Origin of the sequence: Xanthocytophaga agilis, from assembly GCF_030068605.1 — a bacterium.
GTDB lineage: Bacteria > Bacteroidota > Bacteroidia > Cytophagales > 172606-1 > Xanthocytophaga > Xanthocytophaga agilis.
The window spans coordinates 178,845-199,201 of record NZ_JASJOU010000019.1 but is presented as its reverse complement, the minus strand read 5'-3'; the positions used below and the strand labels follow the sequence as shown (position 1 = coordinate 199,201).

Below are 20,357 nucleotides of genomic sequence, written 5' to 3'. Positions count from 1 at the left end.
AATGTTTGTTTTAATCTTTCATTTTCAGTTTCTAGTGGTTCATCATTGGCACGAAGGCTATCTATTATATTCAGGTGTTGCTGAATTATCTCTGGTGGACTCAACTTTACAATTGTATCAGAGAGTGATATCTTTTCTACTGGTTGTTTTTTAGTTTTGCAGGATACTAACTGAATGGAAATAAAGAGTAATAGTAAGTATTTCATTGAGCAAGATATAAAAGTATTTCCTCCAGTTTAATAGTTCCTATTTGATTTATGTAAAGAGTGGAGCTATAATTATGTAAAATTGATACAATGGAGGAAAATAAGAATATTCAAATTTTGTTCACATAGGAAAGCTATGTAAATTCTGTCAATAGGAGGAATCAAAATATTGACTATACCATTCTCTAAGATAGTTCCTCGATTCTAATTACTTTATCGAAAAAGTAATTCACCTCAGTGAAATCTGTATTCACCGATTTTGTTTTTCTCTGTGGGAAAAAGGAATTTTCGAGCATACTCACAAGGAATTTTATATGTAAGCCCAACAGCTTGATCAGCAGGGAGTATATAATACGTTTCAGGAGATGCAGAAAAATATCTCTAAGGCTGAGAATATGCATTATCTGGTAAGTACAGCATGGATGGGAGATATTCAGCAATTAAATGGCAGGTTTCCGGAAGTACTGAATACGATGGGAAAGTATTGCGTGCCGTTCCATAATTTCAAATTTGAAATCATACAATCTCATCGAACAGACCAGGTGCAACATAAGGTTGCATTGCATTTTTACAGTGATGCTCTGGTATGGATAGATTCTCTGGAAGGGCAGATGATACTTGCGCAGGAAACAGAGCTGGAAAAGCTAAAGTCAAGACAACCCATCGATACCGACACTATCATTACCTTAGCCAATCTAGGCCTAGCTTCGTTTTCCAGGTGGCAGGAGTAGATCAGAAGAATCATTAAAGAGTATATAACAGGATGTTATGAAGAACTAAGTCACTGTATACTAAAAATGGCTACTTTACTGTTATATTTATGAAATAGTAAAGTATTTACTGTCTTGGAAACTACCCGTCTAAACTTTAAAGAACATAAACTTATTGAATTTCCTGTCGAAATACGGAATGCAAAAAATCTTACGAATCTTAATTTAGAAGATAATTCTATATCTATTATTCCTGAGTGGCTGGCTGAATTACAATCGTTAAAAGTTATCTATTTGAGTAACAATAGAATTCAGAATATAGATGTTCTTACACAGATTCCGTCTCTGGAAGTTCTTCATTTAATCAATAACCAGATTAGACATTTACCAGATACTATTGGCCGACTTCAGAATTTGAAACGTTTGTATCTGACAGGAAATCAACTGACAAGCTTGCCAATCGCAATAGGTGAATTGAGACAGTTAAAACATCTGCTACTTGGTCATAATCAGTTAAAATCTCTTCCAGCCTGGATAGCTATGTTGTCCAGATTGGAAGTGCTAAATTTGTTTGATAATCAATTAAAAAGCTTGCCTACAAGGTTAGGACAGCTTGAGCAATTAACCTATCTGCAACTAAGTTGTAACCAGCTTACTTATTTACCTTCTGGTATTAAAGGCTTAAAAAAGCTAACTCATCTGGATTTCTTTAGCCATTATTTTGAACAGCTACCTGAAGAGTTAATGTATTTGGATGCTTTGCAACATCTGAATATAGGTGATAATCGTCTCAAACGAATTGAATATATTCCTTCCTCTGTAAAAGGTTTGAGCATTTATGCCAATCCTCTGGAATATATAGACGATCAAGTTCTTATTTCATTGAAGCAAGTATTTGCCAATTCATATTTTGCCTATCTGTATATTGATACACAACAACAGGCGAATCTGAAAATCAAACCAGAGGATTATGAGCGGGCTCCACATTTTCAACATGTGAAAGTGGTAGACTTGCAAGGACAGAAGATGAATCTGAAGAGAATAAGGCCTGATAGTTATTTGTAATATCTGATAGATAGTGTAAAAGGTAACAATAAATATGCAAAAGCAACTTATAACTTTTCTGGTTCTGTTTACAATGATTGATATGGGGTGTAAGTCCATTGAAAAGTGTATGATTGGATTTTACAGAGTGTGCAGTCCTGCAGAATATAACACCACATTACAAATAAATGAAGACTATCGGTTTCAATTGAATGTTTTTGATGGAAAGACATTTATTGGAACCCGAGGAGAATGGAAAGTAGTTGACAAACATTTAATAGTAAACTCTGACACAGTTGTGAGAATTACCCCATCACTTGTATTACTTGGTACACCTGTTTCTGATTCACTAACTGTTTATGCCTGTTGGTATGGCGAAAGAGAATTTGATGGAATGTTTTCTATAAATCCCATTGAAGGTGCCAATATAAAACTGAAAACTAGTAATAGGTGGTTAACACTAAAAACCAACCGGAATGGCTCTGTTAAGTGCCTTAATCAGTTTATTGATAGCATACAGGTATTTGCAACTGGAATGCGACCTGTTTCGGAAGCATTTGGACGTACATCTACTATGCCTATTCGTATAGGTATGATCAATGAAGACATAGAAAAGAAGAAGGTTTTTCTGAAAAATGAGCAATGGAAAATAACAGGATGGCGAATAAAAGGGATCATCAATCAAAAAGAAGTTTCATTTAAGCCTGGACGTAAATATTCTTATTGAAACAGAGGAAAAGTATCCGATGCTTGTATACTAGTGTATGCGCTATTAGTTCTCAGAAGACTTACCAATTAAAATAATTATCCTGTTAATAAGTAGAATCAAATGATTATCAAACATTTTGTTAGGGTTATCTGTTTTTGTCTGGTTATAAACAGTTCTGCACAAAATCTTTTAACAAAAGATGGCCTTAAAACAGGACTATGGATAGAGAAAGATACAACAGACTCCTGGGATACCAGAATTGGTAATTATAAACTAATCTCACAGGATACCTATACTATTGTTGATACTCTCTCAGATTGGTGGTATATGATACGATATCCGGGTTTACAAAAGATGATTTTGCTTCAAACAGATAAAATACACAACGGTTTTATATCTGTTCGGGACAGTATCTGGCAAGTGTACGACTCGACAAACAGATTAGTAGAACGGCAGAGCTGGAAAGAGGGAATACACATAGCATCTACAAACCTAAATAATGTTGGCAATACTGATTCTTCTTTTTATTACGACCTACAAAAAGGTGTACAATATGAGTATGAATATAGAGAGGAAAAACTTTATAAGAAGGCCTCAAAGTCCCTTATAGATGAAAATATGTTGGAAGTCAATGAGTTTTATCCCAATCATAATCTGATAATTTCTAATGCAGAACCTCAATTAAATGTACTATTGGGAAGTAACAAAAGTGCAACATTCTCATTACGCTTATCTTGTAAAAGCGATCTGAAAATTTTTTCAATTACTAGTACATCAGGTAAAGTACTTATCAAACCCACTAACGAATCTTTTCCGATCCCTATACGAGCCAAAGAAAATGTAACTGTGTGGCTATCATTTACTCCAGACATGGAAACTTTCCCTATGGGAGGAAGAGATACATTATTGGTAGAAACAGTAGAAAATAATCAGACTATTACATATAAGATTTATTGTATCTTGTTTGCAACTCATGTTTGGTTACATAATTTGTCTCATCTAAAAAAGCTTACCGTTAGCCAATCAAATGATAAGTATCTTTTTGTTTCCCCTATGGGAACAATTACAAGTGCCTATTTGAAGGGAAATAAAAAAGCAGAATCACAAAGTGTGTCATTTGGGGATGGCGACTTTATTAAATTTGATCTACATAAGTTTCCACCAGGTAGGTATCGCTTACATATCATGAGTTGTAATGATGATGGAAAGGTTTGGGTAAGGATTAAAAAATAAGGTACTAAAAAAGGAGGCTACTCTATATAGAGTAGCCTCCTTTTGTTTTGGATATAGTATCTTTTACTGGTTAGTCACCAATACTGTATGACTGCCTCTTCCTGTCAGGTTAAAGCTTTTTAACTTGATTGTACCTTTTTCTTTGATAGGACCACTATATACTGGACTGTTTAAAGTTGGTTCAGATCCATCAGTGGTGTAGTGAATACTAAATTCTGGAAACTGAACATTTGCCTCGACTTGTCCCTGATTGATAACTGCTCCAGGTGTTGGTACTCTGTATTGAAATCCACCTGCATACTGATCCAGACGAGGAAGTTCTCTTTTCGCAACCACATTGATAAACTCTGACCAGGCAGTCTGGTATAACCTTTCACTTTTTGCTGCATCATTCTCTTTTGCCCATTCTGGTTCTTTTGACCAGGCTCTTTCCGCTAATCCAAACATTTTGGGTAGTAACATATACTCTAGTCTTTCTGGTGTACGAATATTCTCACTCCAGATGGCTCCCTGTAAACCCACAATGTTTGATTTGCCAAACTCTGTTAACTGCTCTCTCCCTTTGATAATAGCTGGATTAATCGGATTACCATCATTGTCTTTTAAGTTTTTCAGATAGTCGAAAGGAATGAAGTAAAACGGTTTGTCTATATCTACATAGCCACCCCAAAAATAACCCGGCTCATCAAAAGATTGATTGTATGCCAGATCAAAGTAGAAGTTGGTTACTGCAGTCAAGACTACTTTTATACCTTTATTTGCCATACGATAGGCTAAATCTTCGGCTCCTGAGCCTGGTAGATTGTTCCACACATCTACCTGTATTTTTTTCTTTGCCAACTCCGTATTAGGTTCCCATACTGCTTTACCATTCACGAACGTTTTTACCAGCCCTGATTCTTCCCATCCATACATGGATAAGTTACGTTTGTTAAGTAAGGCATTAACTTTTGTGAAGTAGTAGTTCCACAAATCATTGGGAGTTTTTAATTCGCCTTCCGGGCGTAGTAATGCATTGACTGCCGGAGATTTCTCCCATACACCTGCTGGTACTTCATCTCCTCCAAAATGAATCATTTCCAAAGGTGCATTGGCTTCCTGATACATTTTCCGGATGTCATCCACTACAGTTTCCATAAAGTTATAAGTAGATGGTAATGCAATATTGATCACGTTGTCATCCCACCCTTGTACAGACCGGTACTGAGATTTGTCATTCGGATCACGTAGAAGATATTTCAGAGCTTCTTCTGGTTGTCCAAGCTTCATCAGCCTTTCGTATCGTGCATCCATTGCTTTAATGGCTGCCCTTGCATGACCAGGTGATTCAATCTCTGGGATCACCCGGATATGACGTTGATTAGCATATTTCAGAATCTCAATAAAATCGGCTTTCGTATAATAGCCCGAACCACTGCTAGTGGTATCCGCACCTGAACCAAAGGAAGGATAAAGATGATCTTTACTATCTGGTGTAGCAGCTCGTTTGGAACCAACTTTGGTAAGTTCTGGTAAGGAAGGAATCTCAAGTCTCCATGCTTCATCTTCGCTAAAGTGGAAGTGAAAAACATTTAGCTTATATAAAGCCATAAGATCCAGTATCTTTAGCAGTTCTGCTTTTGAATGAAAGTTCCGGGCTACATCAATCTGTAAGGCCCGGTAGCCAAACCGTGGTGAGTCACTTACATCTACACCTGAAATAGAAATAGTTTTGTCTGTATTTTTAACTGAAGAAGGTATAAGTGAGATAAGCGATTGAATACCGTAAAAGGCTCCTGTTGAAGTAGAAGCAGAAATAGTAATTCTGTTTTTTGTAACAGTAAGTTTGTATTCTTCTGGGGCTAACCCTGCTATTTTTGAGAGAACAATAGCTTTACCTTTGGCTTTAGCTTGGGATGCTGATTTTTTCCCTGTCAGTTGGGTGATATATCTGGTTAATTCCTCTGTTTCATTTTTGAAACTGGCATCCGCAGAAATCACTACTGTAGGATCAAGGATGAATTTATCTGCTGTTTCTGTATATTTAACAGGAGTAGGAAATATTTTGACCAACTTTTCTGCAGGAATATTGGCAATCTGCTGGTTTTGTTTGTAGATGCGGTTGGCAACCAGAAAATCATTCTTTTCAGTATTGAATAATGGTTTTACAACCACATTCAGAGGATATCCTTTAGTAGGTGTATGATCCGCACTGATATAGAATCCTATTGGTAGCCCTGATACATTTCGGATTGCACCACCTGTTACTTCTACTTTTTTAGATCCTCCTGCTGGTAATGCTCCAAACTTGGGACCAGGAGTCAACGCAAATAAATCTCCATTTACCAGTCTGATTATTGCTTGAGTAGTATCCTGTGCCTTGAATCCTGATGCGTTGAAGAAGATAGTCCAGCCTGTATTCGGAAATGGCTTGTTACCTGTATTTGAAAAGACAATAGTAGATTTGGATTTTCCTTGTGTATTGTTATCTGATACTTCCCAGGTTACCTGTAAGCTTTTGAAATCGGCAGGTTGTGGTTGCTGTGCATACGAAGCCAGATGCAATTGGAAGAGAAATAAGAATCCCGAGACAATTTTTTTCATTCTGTTCACTGTACGTTTAGTAAGAAAGGCGTTATGAGAATATAAGCTTGTTTATTCTGCAAAAACTGTGCAGCCATTTATGGGATAGATAAAGACCTGATTTTGTTGAAGGATAAGACTAACTACAAATCCTTCTGAGCAAATATAAGAATAAAAAAATATTTTTTTATTCGGTTTAAAGAAAGAAAATTATTTGATCTGTCCAATAAATTTATTTCTCTAAGAATTTGAGAAAACATCTTTCATATATCTGAAGTGACTATTATTATTTAGTAAATCTGCATATCAACTCTGAAAAATTATCGTCTTTTCAGAATATCTGATAAAATCTGCGATTTAGCTGGTAAGTAGCAGTAGCTTGATATTACTTTTTTTAATGAAGTAATAGACTTATCTGGATTCTTTTTGAAATACAGTTCTACAGATATTGGCATCTCCAAAAATTGGCTTTTAATGAAAGTCGATTAGCTGTTATTTTGACACTTGATCTTGCTAATCAGGTAGTTATGTTATGAAATAATGATAAAAAATTAATTCAATCATTTTGTGATATTTGATTATATTTTTTTACTTGCAACGAGTAGTTTATATTTTTTATTTTTTTAGTTATATAATAAGCAGAAGATCCTTCACTTTTTGTCGTCAGTTTTTTTATTCTGTTCACTTTTAACCCAACAGTTTCTCTGATGCATCACTTTTACACACTTACCCTATGTGTATTGGAAAAGAAATCTTCTTTTTCTGATGCCCAAGCTTGTAGAAAAGGAAACAACGCTTTCAAAAGCCGCTTTCTTTATGTCTTTTTTGCCCTTATAATCGGGTTAGTCTTTACCTCACTGCCACTAAGTGCTCAATCGCGAACAGTGACAGGAAAAATTACTTCTGCAGAAGATGGCTCTGAGTTACCAGGAGTTAGTGTACTGGTAAAAGGAACTACCAGTGGCTCTACAACCAACGTTAATGGACAATACAGTCTGACCGTTAATGGAAACGATGCTGTGCTTATCTTTAGCTTTATTGGGTATACCTCACAAGAGATAACCGTAGGAGCAAGAAGTACAATAGATGTTAAGTTAGCACCAGATGTCACCTCTTTGGGTGAAGTAGTTGTTACAGGTTATACCACCCAGCAGAAAAAAGATTTAACCAGTGCGGTTGCCGTTGTAAATTCTAAAGATCTTTTGGCTGTAGCGGCTACCAGTGTACAACAACAATTGCAGGGAAGAGCACCTGGAGTATTTGTCACAAGCAGCAATGTACCTGGACAGGGAGCCAATGTTCGCATACGTGGTTATGGAACCATAGGTAATAATGATCCTTTGTACATTATCGATGGAGTACCTACAAAGGATAACTTGGCTAATTTCAACCAGAATGACATAGAATCTATTCAAATCCTGAAAGATGCTACTTCCGCTTCTATTTATGGAGCCAGAGCAGGGAATGGTGTGGTCATCATCACCACTAAAAAAGGAAAATCTGGAAAGCCCAGAGTAACTTTTGATGCATACTATGGCGTACAACAACATGGGAAATTGCTTGATCTGCTAAATACTGCTGAATATGGTCAGTATTTATGGAATAGCAAACGTAATGCTGGAGTAGTGAATGCTACGACCGGTAATCCGGAACATGGTCAGTATGGTAATGGGGTAGATCCTGTAATCCCTGATTATATTGTTCCCAGTGGTGCATTTGAAGGCGATCCACGGGTAGATCCATCTAAGTATAGTCGAAATCGGTACTTGGCTGATGGGTCAAATAATCCAGCTTTTGGTAGAGATGTGTTTCAGATTACCAGAGCCAATAAGATAGGTACTAACTGGCTGGAAGAAGTACTGAACCGGGCTCCTATGCAAAATTACCAACTGGGAGTATCAGGTGGCAACGAAACCGCCAAGTATGCTTTCTCTGCTGGTTATTTCAATCAGAAAGGGATGATTATCCATAATGGTTTTGAGCGGTATTCTGTTCGGGCAAACACAGATTTCTCAATTAATAAACGCATTCGGATAGGAGAGAACCTGCAGGTATTATATGCCCGCCGAACTGGTTTGTTTGGAGATCAGAATGAAAGTAATGAAATTTCATTTGCCTTACGGATGCAGCCAATTGTCCCTGTATACGATATAGCTGGAAACTTCGCAGGTACGTTAGGCAATAACCTGGGTAATGCCCGTAATCCGGTAGCTTTATTGTATCGAAACAAAGACAACGGATACCAGGACATGCGGATTTTTGGCAATGTATACACAGAAGTAGATCTTCTGAAAGGAATGACTGCACGTACCAGCTTTGGTTTGGATGGAACTGTAGGAAGAGGAAAAAATGCTCGTACGCCAGACTGGGAAAACTCAGAAGCTTCCCGTTACTATGAATATACTGCCGATTTCAATTACCGCAGTGCATGGACATGGACAAATACCTTGAATTACAAAGTAAAAGTAAAAGAGATCCATGATATCAATGCTACTATTGGTACAGAAGCAATCCGGCAATATGGTGAAAACCAGAACGGCTTCCGAAGCCGCTATGCTACTACAGCTACACTATTTCCTGAGAACCTGGAATTTCTGGATGCAGGTAATCCGCAATTCCAGACCAACAGCGGATCAATCCGTAATGACAATACGTTGTTTTCCATGTTTGGACAGATTAATTACTCTCTGATGGGTAAGTATCTGTTATCTGCTACATTACGACGTGATGCTTCTTCCCGGTTTCTTTCTGCCTCCCGTTGGGCTACTTTCCCAGCTGTATCTTTGGGCTGGCGGATTTCCGAAGAGAGCTTCCTGAAAAGTATCAGCTGGATTACTGATCTTAAAATACGGGGAGGTTGGGGGCAAACAGGTAATCAGGACGGAATCAATGATTATAACTCATTTGAGTACTATGATACCGACGTAACTCGTGGAGGATATAGTGTTGTAGGTAATCCTAATGGCTACGATGTAACATATTCATTACGCAAGTTTGGTAATCCTCAAGGCAAGTGGGAAACTACTACCTCTACTAACCTTGGTTTCGATTTAGGATTATTTAACAGCAGAGTAGAAGTCACTTTTGACTGGTATAACCGTCAGACAGATGATGTATTGTTGCAGATTGACTTGCCTCGGGCATTAGGTAACGCTGATATTCCTTTTTACAATGCTGCTGGTGTACGTAATCGTGGTGTAGATTTGGGAATTACCCTGCGTGACCGAATTGCTGAAAAAGTGGATGTCAGTTTAGGATTGATCTATTCCAGCTATCGGAACACTGTTACAGTTATTGATCCATTGAATAATGATGCTTTTATTCCTGGTATTAGTTTGCGGACACCTGCTGTTACCCGTTCACAGAAAGGCTATCCGTTGTCTTCTTTCTATGGATATGTAGTGGATGGCATTATACAGGAATCAACAGATGAAACAGGTGGTAAAGTAGATGGAGTCGCATTTCCCGGATACTATGATGCTGTCATTTATACCGACTTGAATGGAGATGGTGTGAGAGAGCCACACAAAGGAATTGGTCGATTCAAGTATCGGGATATCAATGGTGACAAGCAAATTACTGCAGCTGGTGATCAGCAATATATCGGTAATCCTCATCCCAAATTTAATTATGGAGTTAACCTGAGTTTGGGATACAAAGGCATTGAACTGACTGCCTTTCTACAGGGAGTTTCCGGCAATGATATTTTTAATTATATCCGCTATTGGACTGATTTCAATACCTTCCAGGGAAATCGTAGTCGCAGGGTATTATACGATTCTTGGGCACCTGACAACCGAAATGCGAAGTTGCCTATCCTGAATGAAAAAGATGCAGTTAGTAGCCGACCCTCCTCTTATTTCATAGAAAAGGGATCTTATGCTCGTTTGAAAAATCTACAACTGGCATATAGTTTCCCTAATTCACTTACTTCCAAAGCTGGTCTTGGTACTGCCCGGGTATACGTTCAGGCTCAGAACCTGTTTACTATTACTAACTATACGGGTCTGGATCCTGAAATGCAATTGCGTGATAATAACAACAATCAGATTGGGGTAGATGAAGCCATTACGCCTGTTTCCAAAGTAATCTTGTTTGGTTTGAGCCTAGGTTTTTGATACAACTCATTTTATCCTACCTGTTACGTTCGTTATTTCTAATCTAAACGTATGAAGACAATGAATAAAAAAATGATACTTACCATTCTTTCTGCCATTACTTTCTTATGCAGTACCTCTTGTGGAGACAACTTTCTGGCGAAAGAACCTCTGGGACGTTACAGTCCTGAAAGCTTACAAAATGCAGCTGGCGTAGAAGGATTGCTGGTTGGAGCTTATGGGATGCTGGATGGAATTCCGGTAGGTACTGGGCAGAGTGACTGGCACGGTTCAATACATTCCTGGATATTTGGAGATGTAGTTTCAGATGATGCCTATAAGGGTACAGATGCAGGGGATCAACCAGAGCAAACATTCCTGGAAACCTATCAGTGGCTGGAGACTAATAATCATGTTCGGGGTAAGTGGAGTGCCCTTTACAATGGAGTTGCACGTACCAATCAGGTTTTGCAAACCTTGACAAAAGCTACTGATATGGATCCTGCCCGGGCAGCTCAGGTTACTGCTGAAGCTAGATTTTTACGGGGATTATATCATTTTGAGGCAAAAAGGATGTGGAATAACATTCCATATTACGATGAAACGATTTACAACTCTTCAGATCCTAGTAGTGTCAAAATTTCTAATACAGAGGATGCCTGGCCAAAAATCATAGCTGATTTTGAGGCCGCAATAAGTGTATTGCCTGCAAAGCAGCCCGGATTTCCCGGACGGCCTACACGTTATTCTGCTATGGCAATGCTTGCCAAGTGCTACATGTTTCAAGCCTTTGATATAGCTACGGGAACTGCCAGGCTGGATAATATTAACAAAGCAAAACCTTTACTGGATACTATCATTACCAGTGGAAGGTATACATTGATGCCTCAGTATCATCAAAACTGGTCAGCAGATCCTGCCAACCGAAACAATGCCGAATCCATTTTTGAAGTACAATATCAGGTAACAGCAGCAGCCGATGGAGGTGGAAATGCTGGGATGGATCTGGCATGGCCATATAATAATGGTCCTGGAGGATGTTGCGGGTTTTATCAGCCTTCCCAAAATCTTGTAAATGCACACAAAACAGATCCTGTTACAGGACTTCCTCTGTTGGATACATTTAATGAAACAGATGTAAAAAGTGATGAAGGAGTTAAGTCTGGCGATCCATTTACAGCCGAAACAGGTACATTAGACCCTCGTCTGGATTGGAGTGTAGGACGTCGGAGTATTCCTTATATGGACTGGGGAACTCATCCGGGACGTGACTGGATACGTGATCAGGCGTATGGTGGACCCTACTCACCTAAAAAGCATATTCCTGAAAAACGAAATTCTGGCGTATCTGGCAACGTACGAAGACATGCGAATAATTATCGTATGGTACGTTATGCACATGTGTTGTTATGGGCTGCCGAATGTGAAGTAGAACTTGGCAATCTGGAAAAAGCACGTGAGTATGTAAATCTGATTCGTGCACGGGCCGCCAATCCTGCTGGCATGGTACTTACGTCTGGTGGTACACCTGCTGCCAACTATTTCATAAAAGAATACGATGCTCCATGGACAGACGCAGAAACTGCACGTAAAGCAGTTCGGTTTGAGCATCGACTGGAATTTGCCCTGGAAGGAACACGTTTCTTCGATCTAGTACGTTGGGGAATTGCAGCACAAACGCTTAATACATTCCTGACTAAAGAACAAGTGCGACGAACGTATTTGAATGGAGCTCAGTTTATCAAGGGCAAACATGAATACTACCCAATCCCTTTTCAGGAAATTGTCAACACAAAGGTAGATGGAAAAGATGTTCTTGTTCAGAACCCTGGTTATAATTAGAATTATTTACAAAAACAGCCTGTACATACAGGCTGTTTTGTGTATTATCAACTTGCCAATTTTATTAATTTTGGCAAATAGAAAATACTATAATTCGTTATGATTAAAGTATGGCAGAACAATCTCACCCAGCAGTTAAACAAATCGAAATAGTTGCATATGATGTCCACTGGCCACACTATTATGAACAGGAGAGAGAGACCATTTTTTCATTAAGTAATGGTCAATTACTAAAAATAGAACATATCGGAAGTACTGCCATTCTTGGACAAGAGGCCAAACCTGTTATTGATATGATGGGAGCAGTGGAATGCTTACAACAAATAGATGATTTTTTAGCTGACCTGGCTGCTATTGGTTATCAGCTAACAGAAACCGGAATGCGAAACCGACTTTTTCTTGTAAAAGCAGCGATGGAGAGTGAACCGACTTATCACCTGCATCTTGTAGAATTACATTCCTGGGAAGGACGGAAAGAACGAATGCTGCGGGATTATTTACTGACACATCCTGAAGCTGTAAAGGCTTACAGTGAGTTAAAACGCAAACTGGCCGAACTATATCCTTGTGATACTTTGGCATATACAAAAGCCAAAACCAGTTTTGTCCAATCTGTTATTGACCAGGTTTGTGATGAACGGGGATTACCCCGAATGGATGTATGGGAAGAGTAAGTCACTAATTGAAAGTTGTAATGACTATGGTTGATTATTCAGATAGCTACTTCTGGCTAATTACTATCTATCACATAGAAGGTTGACAATCCTCATTCTAAAATCCTTTTTATCCTTCTAGATTTACCTTTATTCCTCTGAAACTATTTTTTATCTGGTTTTAGATATCTTCTATTACTATATTCAGTAACAGGTGGATGTAAAAATCATTTGCCTGCACAGTCGCCTCATAACTTTTTTGTAGTACTTAACCTAACTTAAAACCCGGATAAAATGGAACAGGAATTGGAAATGCCAGTAGACACAGATATAGCTAAGGGGCTCACGGAGACAGAAGCTGCTCAGCGTCTGGAGCAATATGGCCCTAATGCTATTGAAACTCAAAAGAAAGAAAGCCTTTTTTTACTATTTATCAGGCAGTTTAAGAGCCTGATTGTAGCTATTCTTGCCTTGGCCGCTGTTGTGTCATTTTCATTTGGTGACTGGCTGGAAGGATTTGCTATTATAGGTGTATTACTTATTAATGCAATTACCGGATTTATTCTGGAATGGCAGGCTATGCGATCAATGGATGCGCTCAAGGAGTTAGATGTTACCATGGCCCGGGTAATCCGAGACGCAAATGTGAAAGAAATTCCTTCTGAAAAAGTAACTATTGGAGATATAATCTGGCTGGAAGCCGGAGATATTGTTCCAGCAGATGCGCATGTTGTAGAAGCGAATCAACTACAATCTGATGAATCTGCCCTGACAGGCGAGTCATTGCCTGTTGAGAAGAAACCTGGTGAACCGGATGAGAATGCACCACTAGCTGAACAGATTCATCGGTTATTTAAAGGAACTGCTGTTGTCAATGGAAATGGAAAAGCTATTGTTACAGATATTGGCGCAAAGACCGAACTTGGAAAGATTTCTAAGATGGTGGAATCTGCTACGCAGACATCTACCCCTCTGGAAAAGAAGCTGGAATCTCTTACCCAAAAACTCATCTGGGTTACAGCTGTACTGGCTGTATTATATTTTGTATTCGGACTGTTACAAGGAAAGGATCTGTTGACTCTTCTAAAAACATCCATTGCTTTGGCTATTGCAGCTATTCCTGAGGGATTAGCTATCGTGGCTACTATCTCGTTAGCCTACGGAATGCTGCGACTGGCTAAAAAGAATGTTATCATTAAACGACTTTCCTCTGTAGAGACATTGGGAAGTGCCAATGTGGTTTTTTCTGATAAAACAGGTACTCTTACTCTGAACCAGATAGAGGTAAATACAATCTGTCTGCCAGAAGGTACACTAGAAGTTCGGGTAAATACAGAGGATAAAAAACAGGCTCTGGTGTCTGGAGATGGCGAGTTGGTAAAAAATACATCGTATCAGAAACTAGTAGAATTGTCTGTGTTGTGTAACAATGCACATATAACACCAGACACAAACACAGGCGATCCGTTGGAAATTGCTTTACTACAATGGATAGATCTACAGCAGATTCATGCCGAAGACCTGACACAGAAGAATCGGCGTATAAATGAAATTGCTTTCAGTTCGGAAACACGAATTATGGCTACTATTCACCAGAATGAAGCTGGCTATCTGGTAGCAGTCAAAGGAGCTGTTGAGGAGGTCTTGTCGCGTTGTAACAACTCTTTGGATGCTGGACAGGAGATATCACTGGATGAGGCAGGAAAGAAAAAATGGGTAGATATATCCGAACAACTAGCCGCCAAAGGACTGCGATCTATCGCTTTTGCGTTTCGGCAAACGTCTACACTTCCGGCAGATGATGCCTTGTTACAGGATCTGACATGGGTAGCCATGATTGGATTTCTGGACCCACCTCGTTTGGAGGTAGTGCCTTCTCTAAAATCATGTCATGATGCAGGCATTCGTGTGATTATGGTTACTGGCGATCATCCTTCTACTGCTCAACATATCGGAGAAACCATCGGACTTACAGACGCATCTGTTAAACCAATGACTGGACGAGATATTCCTGATCTGAAGCAATTAAACGAGAAAGACAAAAAACGTTTGTTGGATACCCGAATTTTTGCCCGTGTGAGTCCTGGTCAAAAACTGGATTTGATTAGTCTTTACCAGGATCAGGGTGATATTGTAGGTATGACTGGTGATGGTATTAACGATGCTCCTGCTCTGAAGAAAGCTGACATCGGGATTGCTATGGGACTGAGAGGCACTCAGGTAGCCAGAGAAACTGCGGATATGGTATTGAAAGATGATTCGTTTGTCTCTGTTGTGGCTGCCATTGCACAGGGACGAATTATTTTTGGCAATATCCGGAAGTTTATCATGTATCTGGTTTCCTGTAATCTTAGTGAGATTTTTGTGGTAACAGCTTCCGGCTTTTTAAGTCTGGGGTTACCCCTGACTCCTTTACAGATTTTATTCCTTAATGTAGTGACAGATGTTTTTCCTGCGTTGGCATTGGGAATAGGAAAAGGTGATTCTTCTGTTATGCGTCATTCCCCAAGAGATCCCAAGTCTCCCATCTTGTCTAAGCCACACTGGATGGCTGTAATTATTTATGCCTTGCTGATGACAGGGTCAGTTATGTTTGCCGCTTTTTATAGCGCAGAGGTGCTAGGTATCAATGCGGCTGATGATAACAACATTGTGTTTTACAGTTTGTCACTTGCACAGTTATTCCACGTATTCAACCTGGCTTCAGGTAACTCAGGTTTATTCCGGAATGAGATTACAAAGAATCGATATGTTTGGCTAGCTGTTGTTGTTTGTATGGGTATTCTGGCTCTTACGTATTACATTCCTGTTTTGCGGGAAGCTTTGAATATTCAGAATCTTCACCCTATAGAATGGATAGTGGTATTGGTAGCCAGCCTGGCTCCTTTAGTACTGATACAGATTTTGAAGCGATTACGTGTGATATGGTAATTCTTGTAACCTATGTTACCTTCTAGGAGGTAGCATAGGCCACTTTGGCTTATAAAGTCACCTTAGACTTCTCACAATCCTGCTGGTATTTGCATAATTGTGTTTTCGCTTTTTCAGGTATTCCACTATTAAATTTCTGAGCTCTGGTTCGGGGTGTATATAATCCAATAAATAGCATAGACCCACAGAGGCATGTGCAAGCAGTGAAAGATTTGATAAAATTCCGTTTGTTCATAATATGCAGTAAAGATATTTATTACGTATAGTGCTTGGTATGAGTGTTTTAAGTGCAAAAATAATACCATATCTACTTTAACAGAATCATCTTTTTGGTTTTACACGCTGAAGTAAGAAATTCTGTAAAAAACCTCCCACTAAATACTTTTTGAAATTACTATTAATCCTGTACCTTCACGATAGGTAACAAACAAATAAAAAACAGGATGAAATATAGATGTACTCAACTATTACTGATACTGGCAATAGTTTTCTGCCCTGTATATATGAATGCACAAACAACCTACACACCTGCTCCCGAGAATCTGGAAGCCCGTAAGTGGTTTCAGGATGCCAAATTTGGTATGTTCATTCATTGGGGATTGTATAGTTTGTTAAGTGATGGGGAATGGGTTATGAATAACCGGAAGATTCCTGTAAAGGATTATGAAAGACTCACATCCTTCTTTAATCCTGTTGATTTTAATCCTGCTGAATGGGTGACATTGGCAAAAGCAGCGGGTATGAAATATATTACTATTACAAGCAAACATCATGATGGATTTGCATTGTATGATAGTAAAGTTTCCGATTATGACATTGTAGATCGTACCCATTACAAAAAAGATATCTTAAAAATGCTCGCAGAAGAGTGTCAGAAACAGGGGATTAAGCTGTTTTTTTATCATTCACATCTGGATTGGCATCATCCGGATTACTTCCCGACAGGAATGACCGGAGCCGGACTGGGACGTCCGGAAGGTGGGGACTTCAATAAATATTTGGATTATATGGATGCTCAATTGACAGAGCTTCTTACAAATTATGGTCCTATTGGGGGTATCTGGTTTGATGGCTGGTGGGATCAGAAGACCAAAGGTCGCGAAACCAAAATAGACTGGCGATTGGGTAAAACGTACTCTCTTATTCACAAGCTGCAGCCTGCTGCACTGATTGGGAATAATCACCATGTATTGCCTTTTGCGGGAGAAGATTTTCAGATGTTTGAAAAAGATCTGCCTGGACAGAATACTTCTGGATTTAGCGAAAATCAACAGGTCGGGCAATTGCCTCTGGAGATGTGCGAAACTATGAATGGTGCCTGGGGATTTAATATCAATGACAGACATTACAAATCAAGCCGTCAACTGGTTCAATTACTGGTAAACAATGCAGGACACAATGCTAATCTGTTACTCAATGTTGGCCCTATGCCTAGTGGTAAAATTCAGCCTGAGTTTATGAAAACATTACAGGAGATAGGGGAGTGGACCAAAGCCAACGGAGAAACGATCTATGGCACAAGAGGCGGGCCCATCCCTCCCCGTGACTGGGGTGTAACTACCCAGAAAGGAAATAAAATATATGTGCATATTCTGAACTGGAAAGATAAAACCCTGGCATTACCATCTGTAGATAAGAAGATTAAGTCTGCAATGCTGTTTTCAGATAAGTCGAAGGTTGTCTTCTCTCAAAAAGCAGATGCGTTGATCCTTACCTTGCCTAAGATAGATGAAAATGCACATGATACAATTGTTGAGCTGGAATGGTAAGAACCAGGCTAAGGAGGGTAAATAATTACAAAATAAAAACCGCAGATAGTAAGATACTGTCTGCGGTTTTTATTTTGTAACAATGCTGTTTTATATTCTTGAATTTATGCATTTTTAACTGTTCCAGCTATAAAAGTAATCTAACTTTTAATCTCTCTAACCATACACCTTACAAGTTATGACGAAACACATACTCCTGTTTTTCTTTTGCTCGATCACTGCATTTGCTCAAAAGCCTGCCTTTACCCTGGAACAGATTATGGGCACACCTTTTCCAACCGAACTTACTGCTTCTCCAACAGACAAAAAAATAGCCTGGGTACAGAATGCCAGAGGTGTGCGTAACATCTGGATGGCTCAGGCACCGGATTTTCAGGGAAAACAACTCACCTCATTTACCAAAGATGATGGCAAGGATATTTCTCAATTACGCTGGAGTCCGGATGCTCGTACATTGTTATTTGTACATGGGGGAGGTACTCGTGGTAGCGAACCGCCCAATCCCAGTAGTGATCCGGCAGGCCCTGAACTGGCTATTTACAAAATCAGTACAGATGGAGGGCAACCTGTAAAGATTGCAGACGGTACATATCCAACCTTGTCCCCTAAAGGAGATAGCCTGGTATTTCTACGTAAAGGGCAAATTTATATCACTACCCTGGATGGAGGAAAGGACGCCCGGCAACTGTTGAAAGTGCGAGGTAGCTCTTCCCAGTTACGCTGGTCTCCCAATGGTAACCAGCTAGCCTTTGTAAGTAATCGGGGAGATCATAGCTTCATTGGAGTGTTTGATTTGACTTCCCGAAACCTTCGTTTTTTGTCTCCAAGTGTAGATACAGACAACAATCCTGTGTGGTCTCCGGATGGAAAGCAGATTGCCTTTATCCGTATCCCTGCTGGAGACGATGTAATCTTTGGACCTACCCGTGAAGCTGAACCTTGGTCTATTCTGGTAGCAGATGTAGCTACAGGGAAAGGAAAAACTCTCTGGAAAGCAGATCCTGGTGTAGGAAGTGCCTACCGAGAGATTGTTTCAGACAATCAAATTTTATGGACTGCTAACAACTATATTGTTTTTCCCTGGGAAAAGGATGGATGGACACATTTGTATAGTGTATCGGCACAGGGGGGAAATGGTACGTTATTGACCCCGGGCAATTTTGAAGTAGAATATATCTCTCTGACTACAGATAAAAATGAAATTCTGTTTAATTCTAATCAGGACGATATTGATCGGCGTCATATATGGCGAGTGGCTCCCACTAGTAACAAACCTGTAGCTGTTACACAAGGAAAAGGCATTGAGTGGCTGCCCGTAATGCTCGCAGATGGAAAGACTATAGGAGTATTGGGATCTGATGCCTTGCGTCCGGCACGGGCATTGATGGTAACCAATACAACCAGTTTTAAACCTCTGGTGTCCAACATTCTGTCTGTTGACTTTCCGGAAAAGTTATTAGTAGAACCGCAAGCAGTAACGGTTTCAGCAGTAGATGGTATGCCAATCCCTGCCCAATTGTTTTTGCCTGCCAATATCAAAAAAGGTGAAAAGCGTCCTGCTTTGATATTTTTTCATGGTGGTTCCCGCAGACAGATGTTGCTAGGCTGGAATTATGGATCCTATTATCATAATGCCTATGCCTTGAATCAGTATTTTGTTTCCCAAGGATATATTGTGTTATCGGTGAACTATAGAAGTGGAATTGGGTATGGAATGCATTTTAGAGAAGCCATCAATTATGGTGAGGCAGGAGGGACAGAGTTTAATGATGTAATGGGTGCAGGATTGTATTTACGTAGCCGACCAGATGTAGATGGAAGTAAAATCGGATTGTGGGGAGGAAGCTATGGTGGCTATCTGACAGCAATGGGACTGTCCCGTGCATCAGATTTGTTTGCAGCAGGTGTGGATATTCATGGCGTACATGACTGGAATGTAGGGATCAAAACTTTCGTACCTGATTATAATAAGCTAGAGTTTCCCGAAAAAGCACGCAAAGCTTTTGATGCATCTCCTCTGGCAACGGTGGATACATGGAAATCACCAGTACTGGTGATTCATGGAGATGACGATCGCAATGTTGATTTTGCTGAAACGGTTGAGTTAGTTAAGGCATTACGAAAACGTAATGTTGAGATTGAACAACTGATCTTTCCGGATGAGGTTCACAGCTTTTTACGGTATGCAAACTGGCTGGAATGTTTCAAGGCTACATCTGATTTCTTCGATAGAAAGCTGAGAAATAAGAATAATCCCTAATGTTAGATTTTACCAAGCTGCTTTATCCTGGTGTATAGTTTATCTGAACAATCAACCAGGATTATTCAGAGGACTTCCTGCGTTTTATTCGGGGCATAAAGACTCGATGCGTATAGTTCTATGCAAGCATTTATTTTGCGGTGAATTCCGATTAGATTTTCTTCTTGCGGTGAATTATGCGCAAGGCGGAAAGTGATCGGAGTTCCGGTCAAAAAATGTTTTGCCGTGAGTTATGCGCAAAAGAAAAAATGATTGGAACTCTACTCAAAATAAAAAGTGATCAGAGTAGTGTTCAAATGTAAAACTGCAGTGAACAAAGGGCAATTTCTTCATTGATTGAT

The 20,357-nt window shown here is 39.4% G+C and carries 11 protein-coding genes; 10 read left to right on the top strand and 1 reads right to left on the bottom strand.

The window, feature by feature from the left end:
• The first annotated feature begins 571 nt into the window (after positions 1 to 571).
• The 4 genes from QNI22_RS35440 to QNI22_RS35425 all read left to right on the top strand — a co-directional run bounded on the left by QNI22_RS35440 (position 572) and on the right by QNI22_RS35425 (position 3,902).
• Positions 572 to 937: a hypothetical protein gene (locus QNI22_RS35440; protein WP_314518744.1), complete on the top strand. Its 366-nt coding sequence runs from the start codon at positions 572 to 574 to the stop codon at positions 935 to 937.
• A 114-nt stretch (positions 938 to 1,051) separates the two neighbouring features.
• A complete protein-coding gene (locus QNI22_RS35435; protein WP_314518743.1) occupies positions 1,052 to 1,981 on the top strand; it encodes a leucine-rich repeat domain-containing protein in 930 nt (309 codons plus the stop codon).
• A gap of 34 nt (positions 1,982 to 2,015) precedes the next feature.
• Entirely contained in the window at positions 2,016 to 2,687 is a 672-nt protein-coding gene (locus QNI22_RS35430; protein WP_314518742.1) for a hypothetical protein, read from the top strand.
• Positions 2,688 to 2,789: 102 nt separating this feature from the next.
• Entirely contained in the window at positions 2,790 to 3,902 is a 1,113-nt protein-coding gene (locus QNI22_RS35425; RefSeq protein WP_314518740.1) for a hypothetical protein, read from the top strand.
• A 63-nt stretch (positions 3,903 to 3,965) separates the two neighbouring features.
• Here the strand turns inward: QNI22_RS35425 and QNI22_RS35420 are convergent, their stop codons facing one another.
• Positions 3,966 to 6,485: a family 20 glycosylhydrolase gene (locus QNI22_RS35420; protein WP_314518738.1), complete on the bottom strand. Its 2,520-nt coding sequence runs from the start codon at positions 6,483 to 6,485 to the stop codon at positions 3,966 to 3,968.
• Positions 6,486 to 7,171: 686 nt separating this feature from the next.
• Here QNI22_RS35420 and QNI22_RS35415 point away from each other — a divergent pair.
• The 6 genes from QNI22_RS35415 to QNI22_RS35390 all read left to right on the top strand — a co-directional run bounded on the left by QNI22_RS35415 (position 7,172) and on the right by QNI22_RS35390 (position 20,016).
• Entirely contained in the window at positions 7,172 to 10,582 is a 3,411-nt protein-coding gene (locus QNI22_RS35415) for a SusC/RagA family TonB-linked outer membrane protein (protein WP_314518737.1), read from the top strand.
• A 72-nt stretch (positions 10,583 to 10,654) separates the two neighbouring features.
• A complete protein-coding gene (locus tag QNI22_RS35410; protein ID WP_314518734.1) occupies positions 10,655 to 12,403 on the top strand; it encodes a RagB/SusD family nutrient uptake outer membrane protein in 1,749 nt (582 codons plus the stop codon).
• A 110-nt stretch (positions 12,404 to 12,513) separates the two neighbouring features.
• Positions 12,514 to 13,077 carry a GrpB family protein gene (locus QNI22_RS35405; protein ID WP_314518732.1) on the top strand — a complete coding sequence of 188 codons (564 nt, stop codon included), beginning with the start codon at positions 12,514 to 12,516 and terminating at the stop codon, positions 13,075 to 13,077.
• A 273-nt stretch (positions 13,078 to 13,350) separates the two neighbouring features.
• Complete coding sequence (locus QNI22_RS35400; RefSeq protein ID WP_314518729.1) at positions 13,351 to 15,987, top strand: cation-translocating P-type ATPase; 2,637 nt, start codon at positions 13,351 to 13,353, stop codon at positions 15,985 to 15,987.
• Positions 15,988 to 16,490: 503 nt separating this feature from the next.
• Complete coding sequence (locus tag QNI22_RS35395) at positions 16,491 to 17,756, top strand: alpha-L-fucosidase (RefSeq protein WP_314518726.1); 1,266 nt, start codon at positions 16,491 to 16,493, stop codon at positions 17,754 to 17,756.
• Positions 17,757 to 17,934: 178 nt separating this feature from the next.
• Entirely contained in the window at positions 17,935 to 20,016 is a 2,082-nt protein-coding gene (locus QNI22_RS35390) for a S9 family peptidase (RefSeq protein WP_314518722.1), read from the top strand.
• The last annotated feature ends 341 nt before the right edge of the window (positions 20,017 to 20,357 follow it).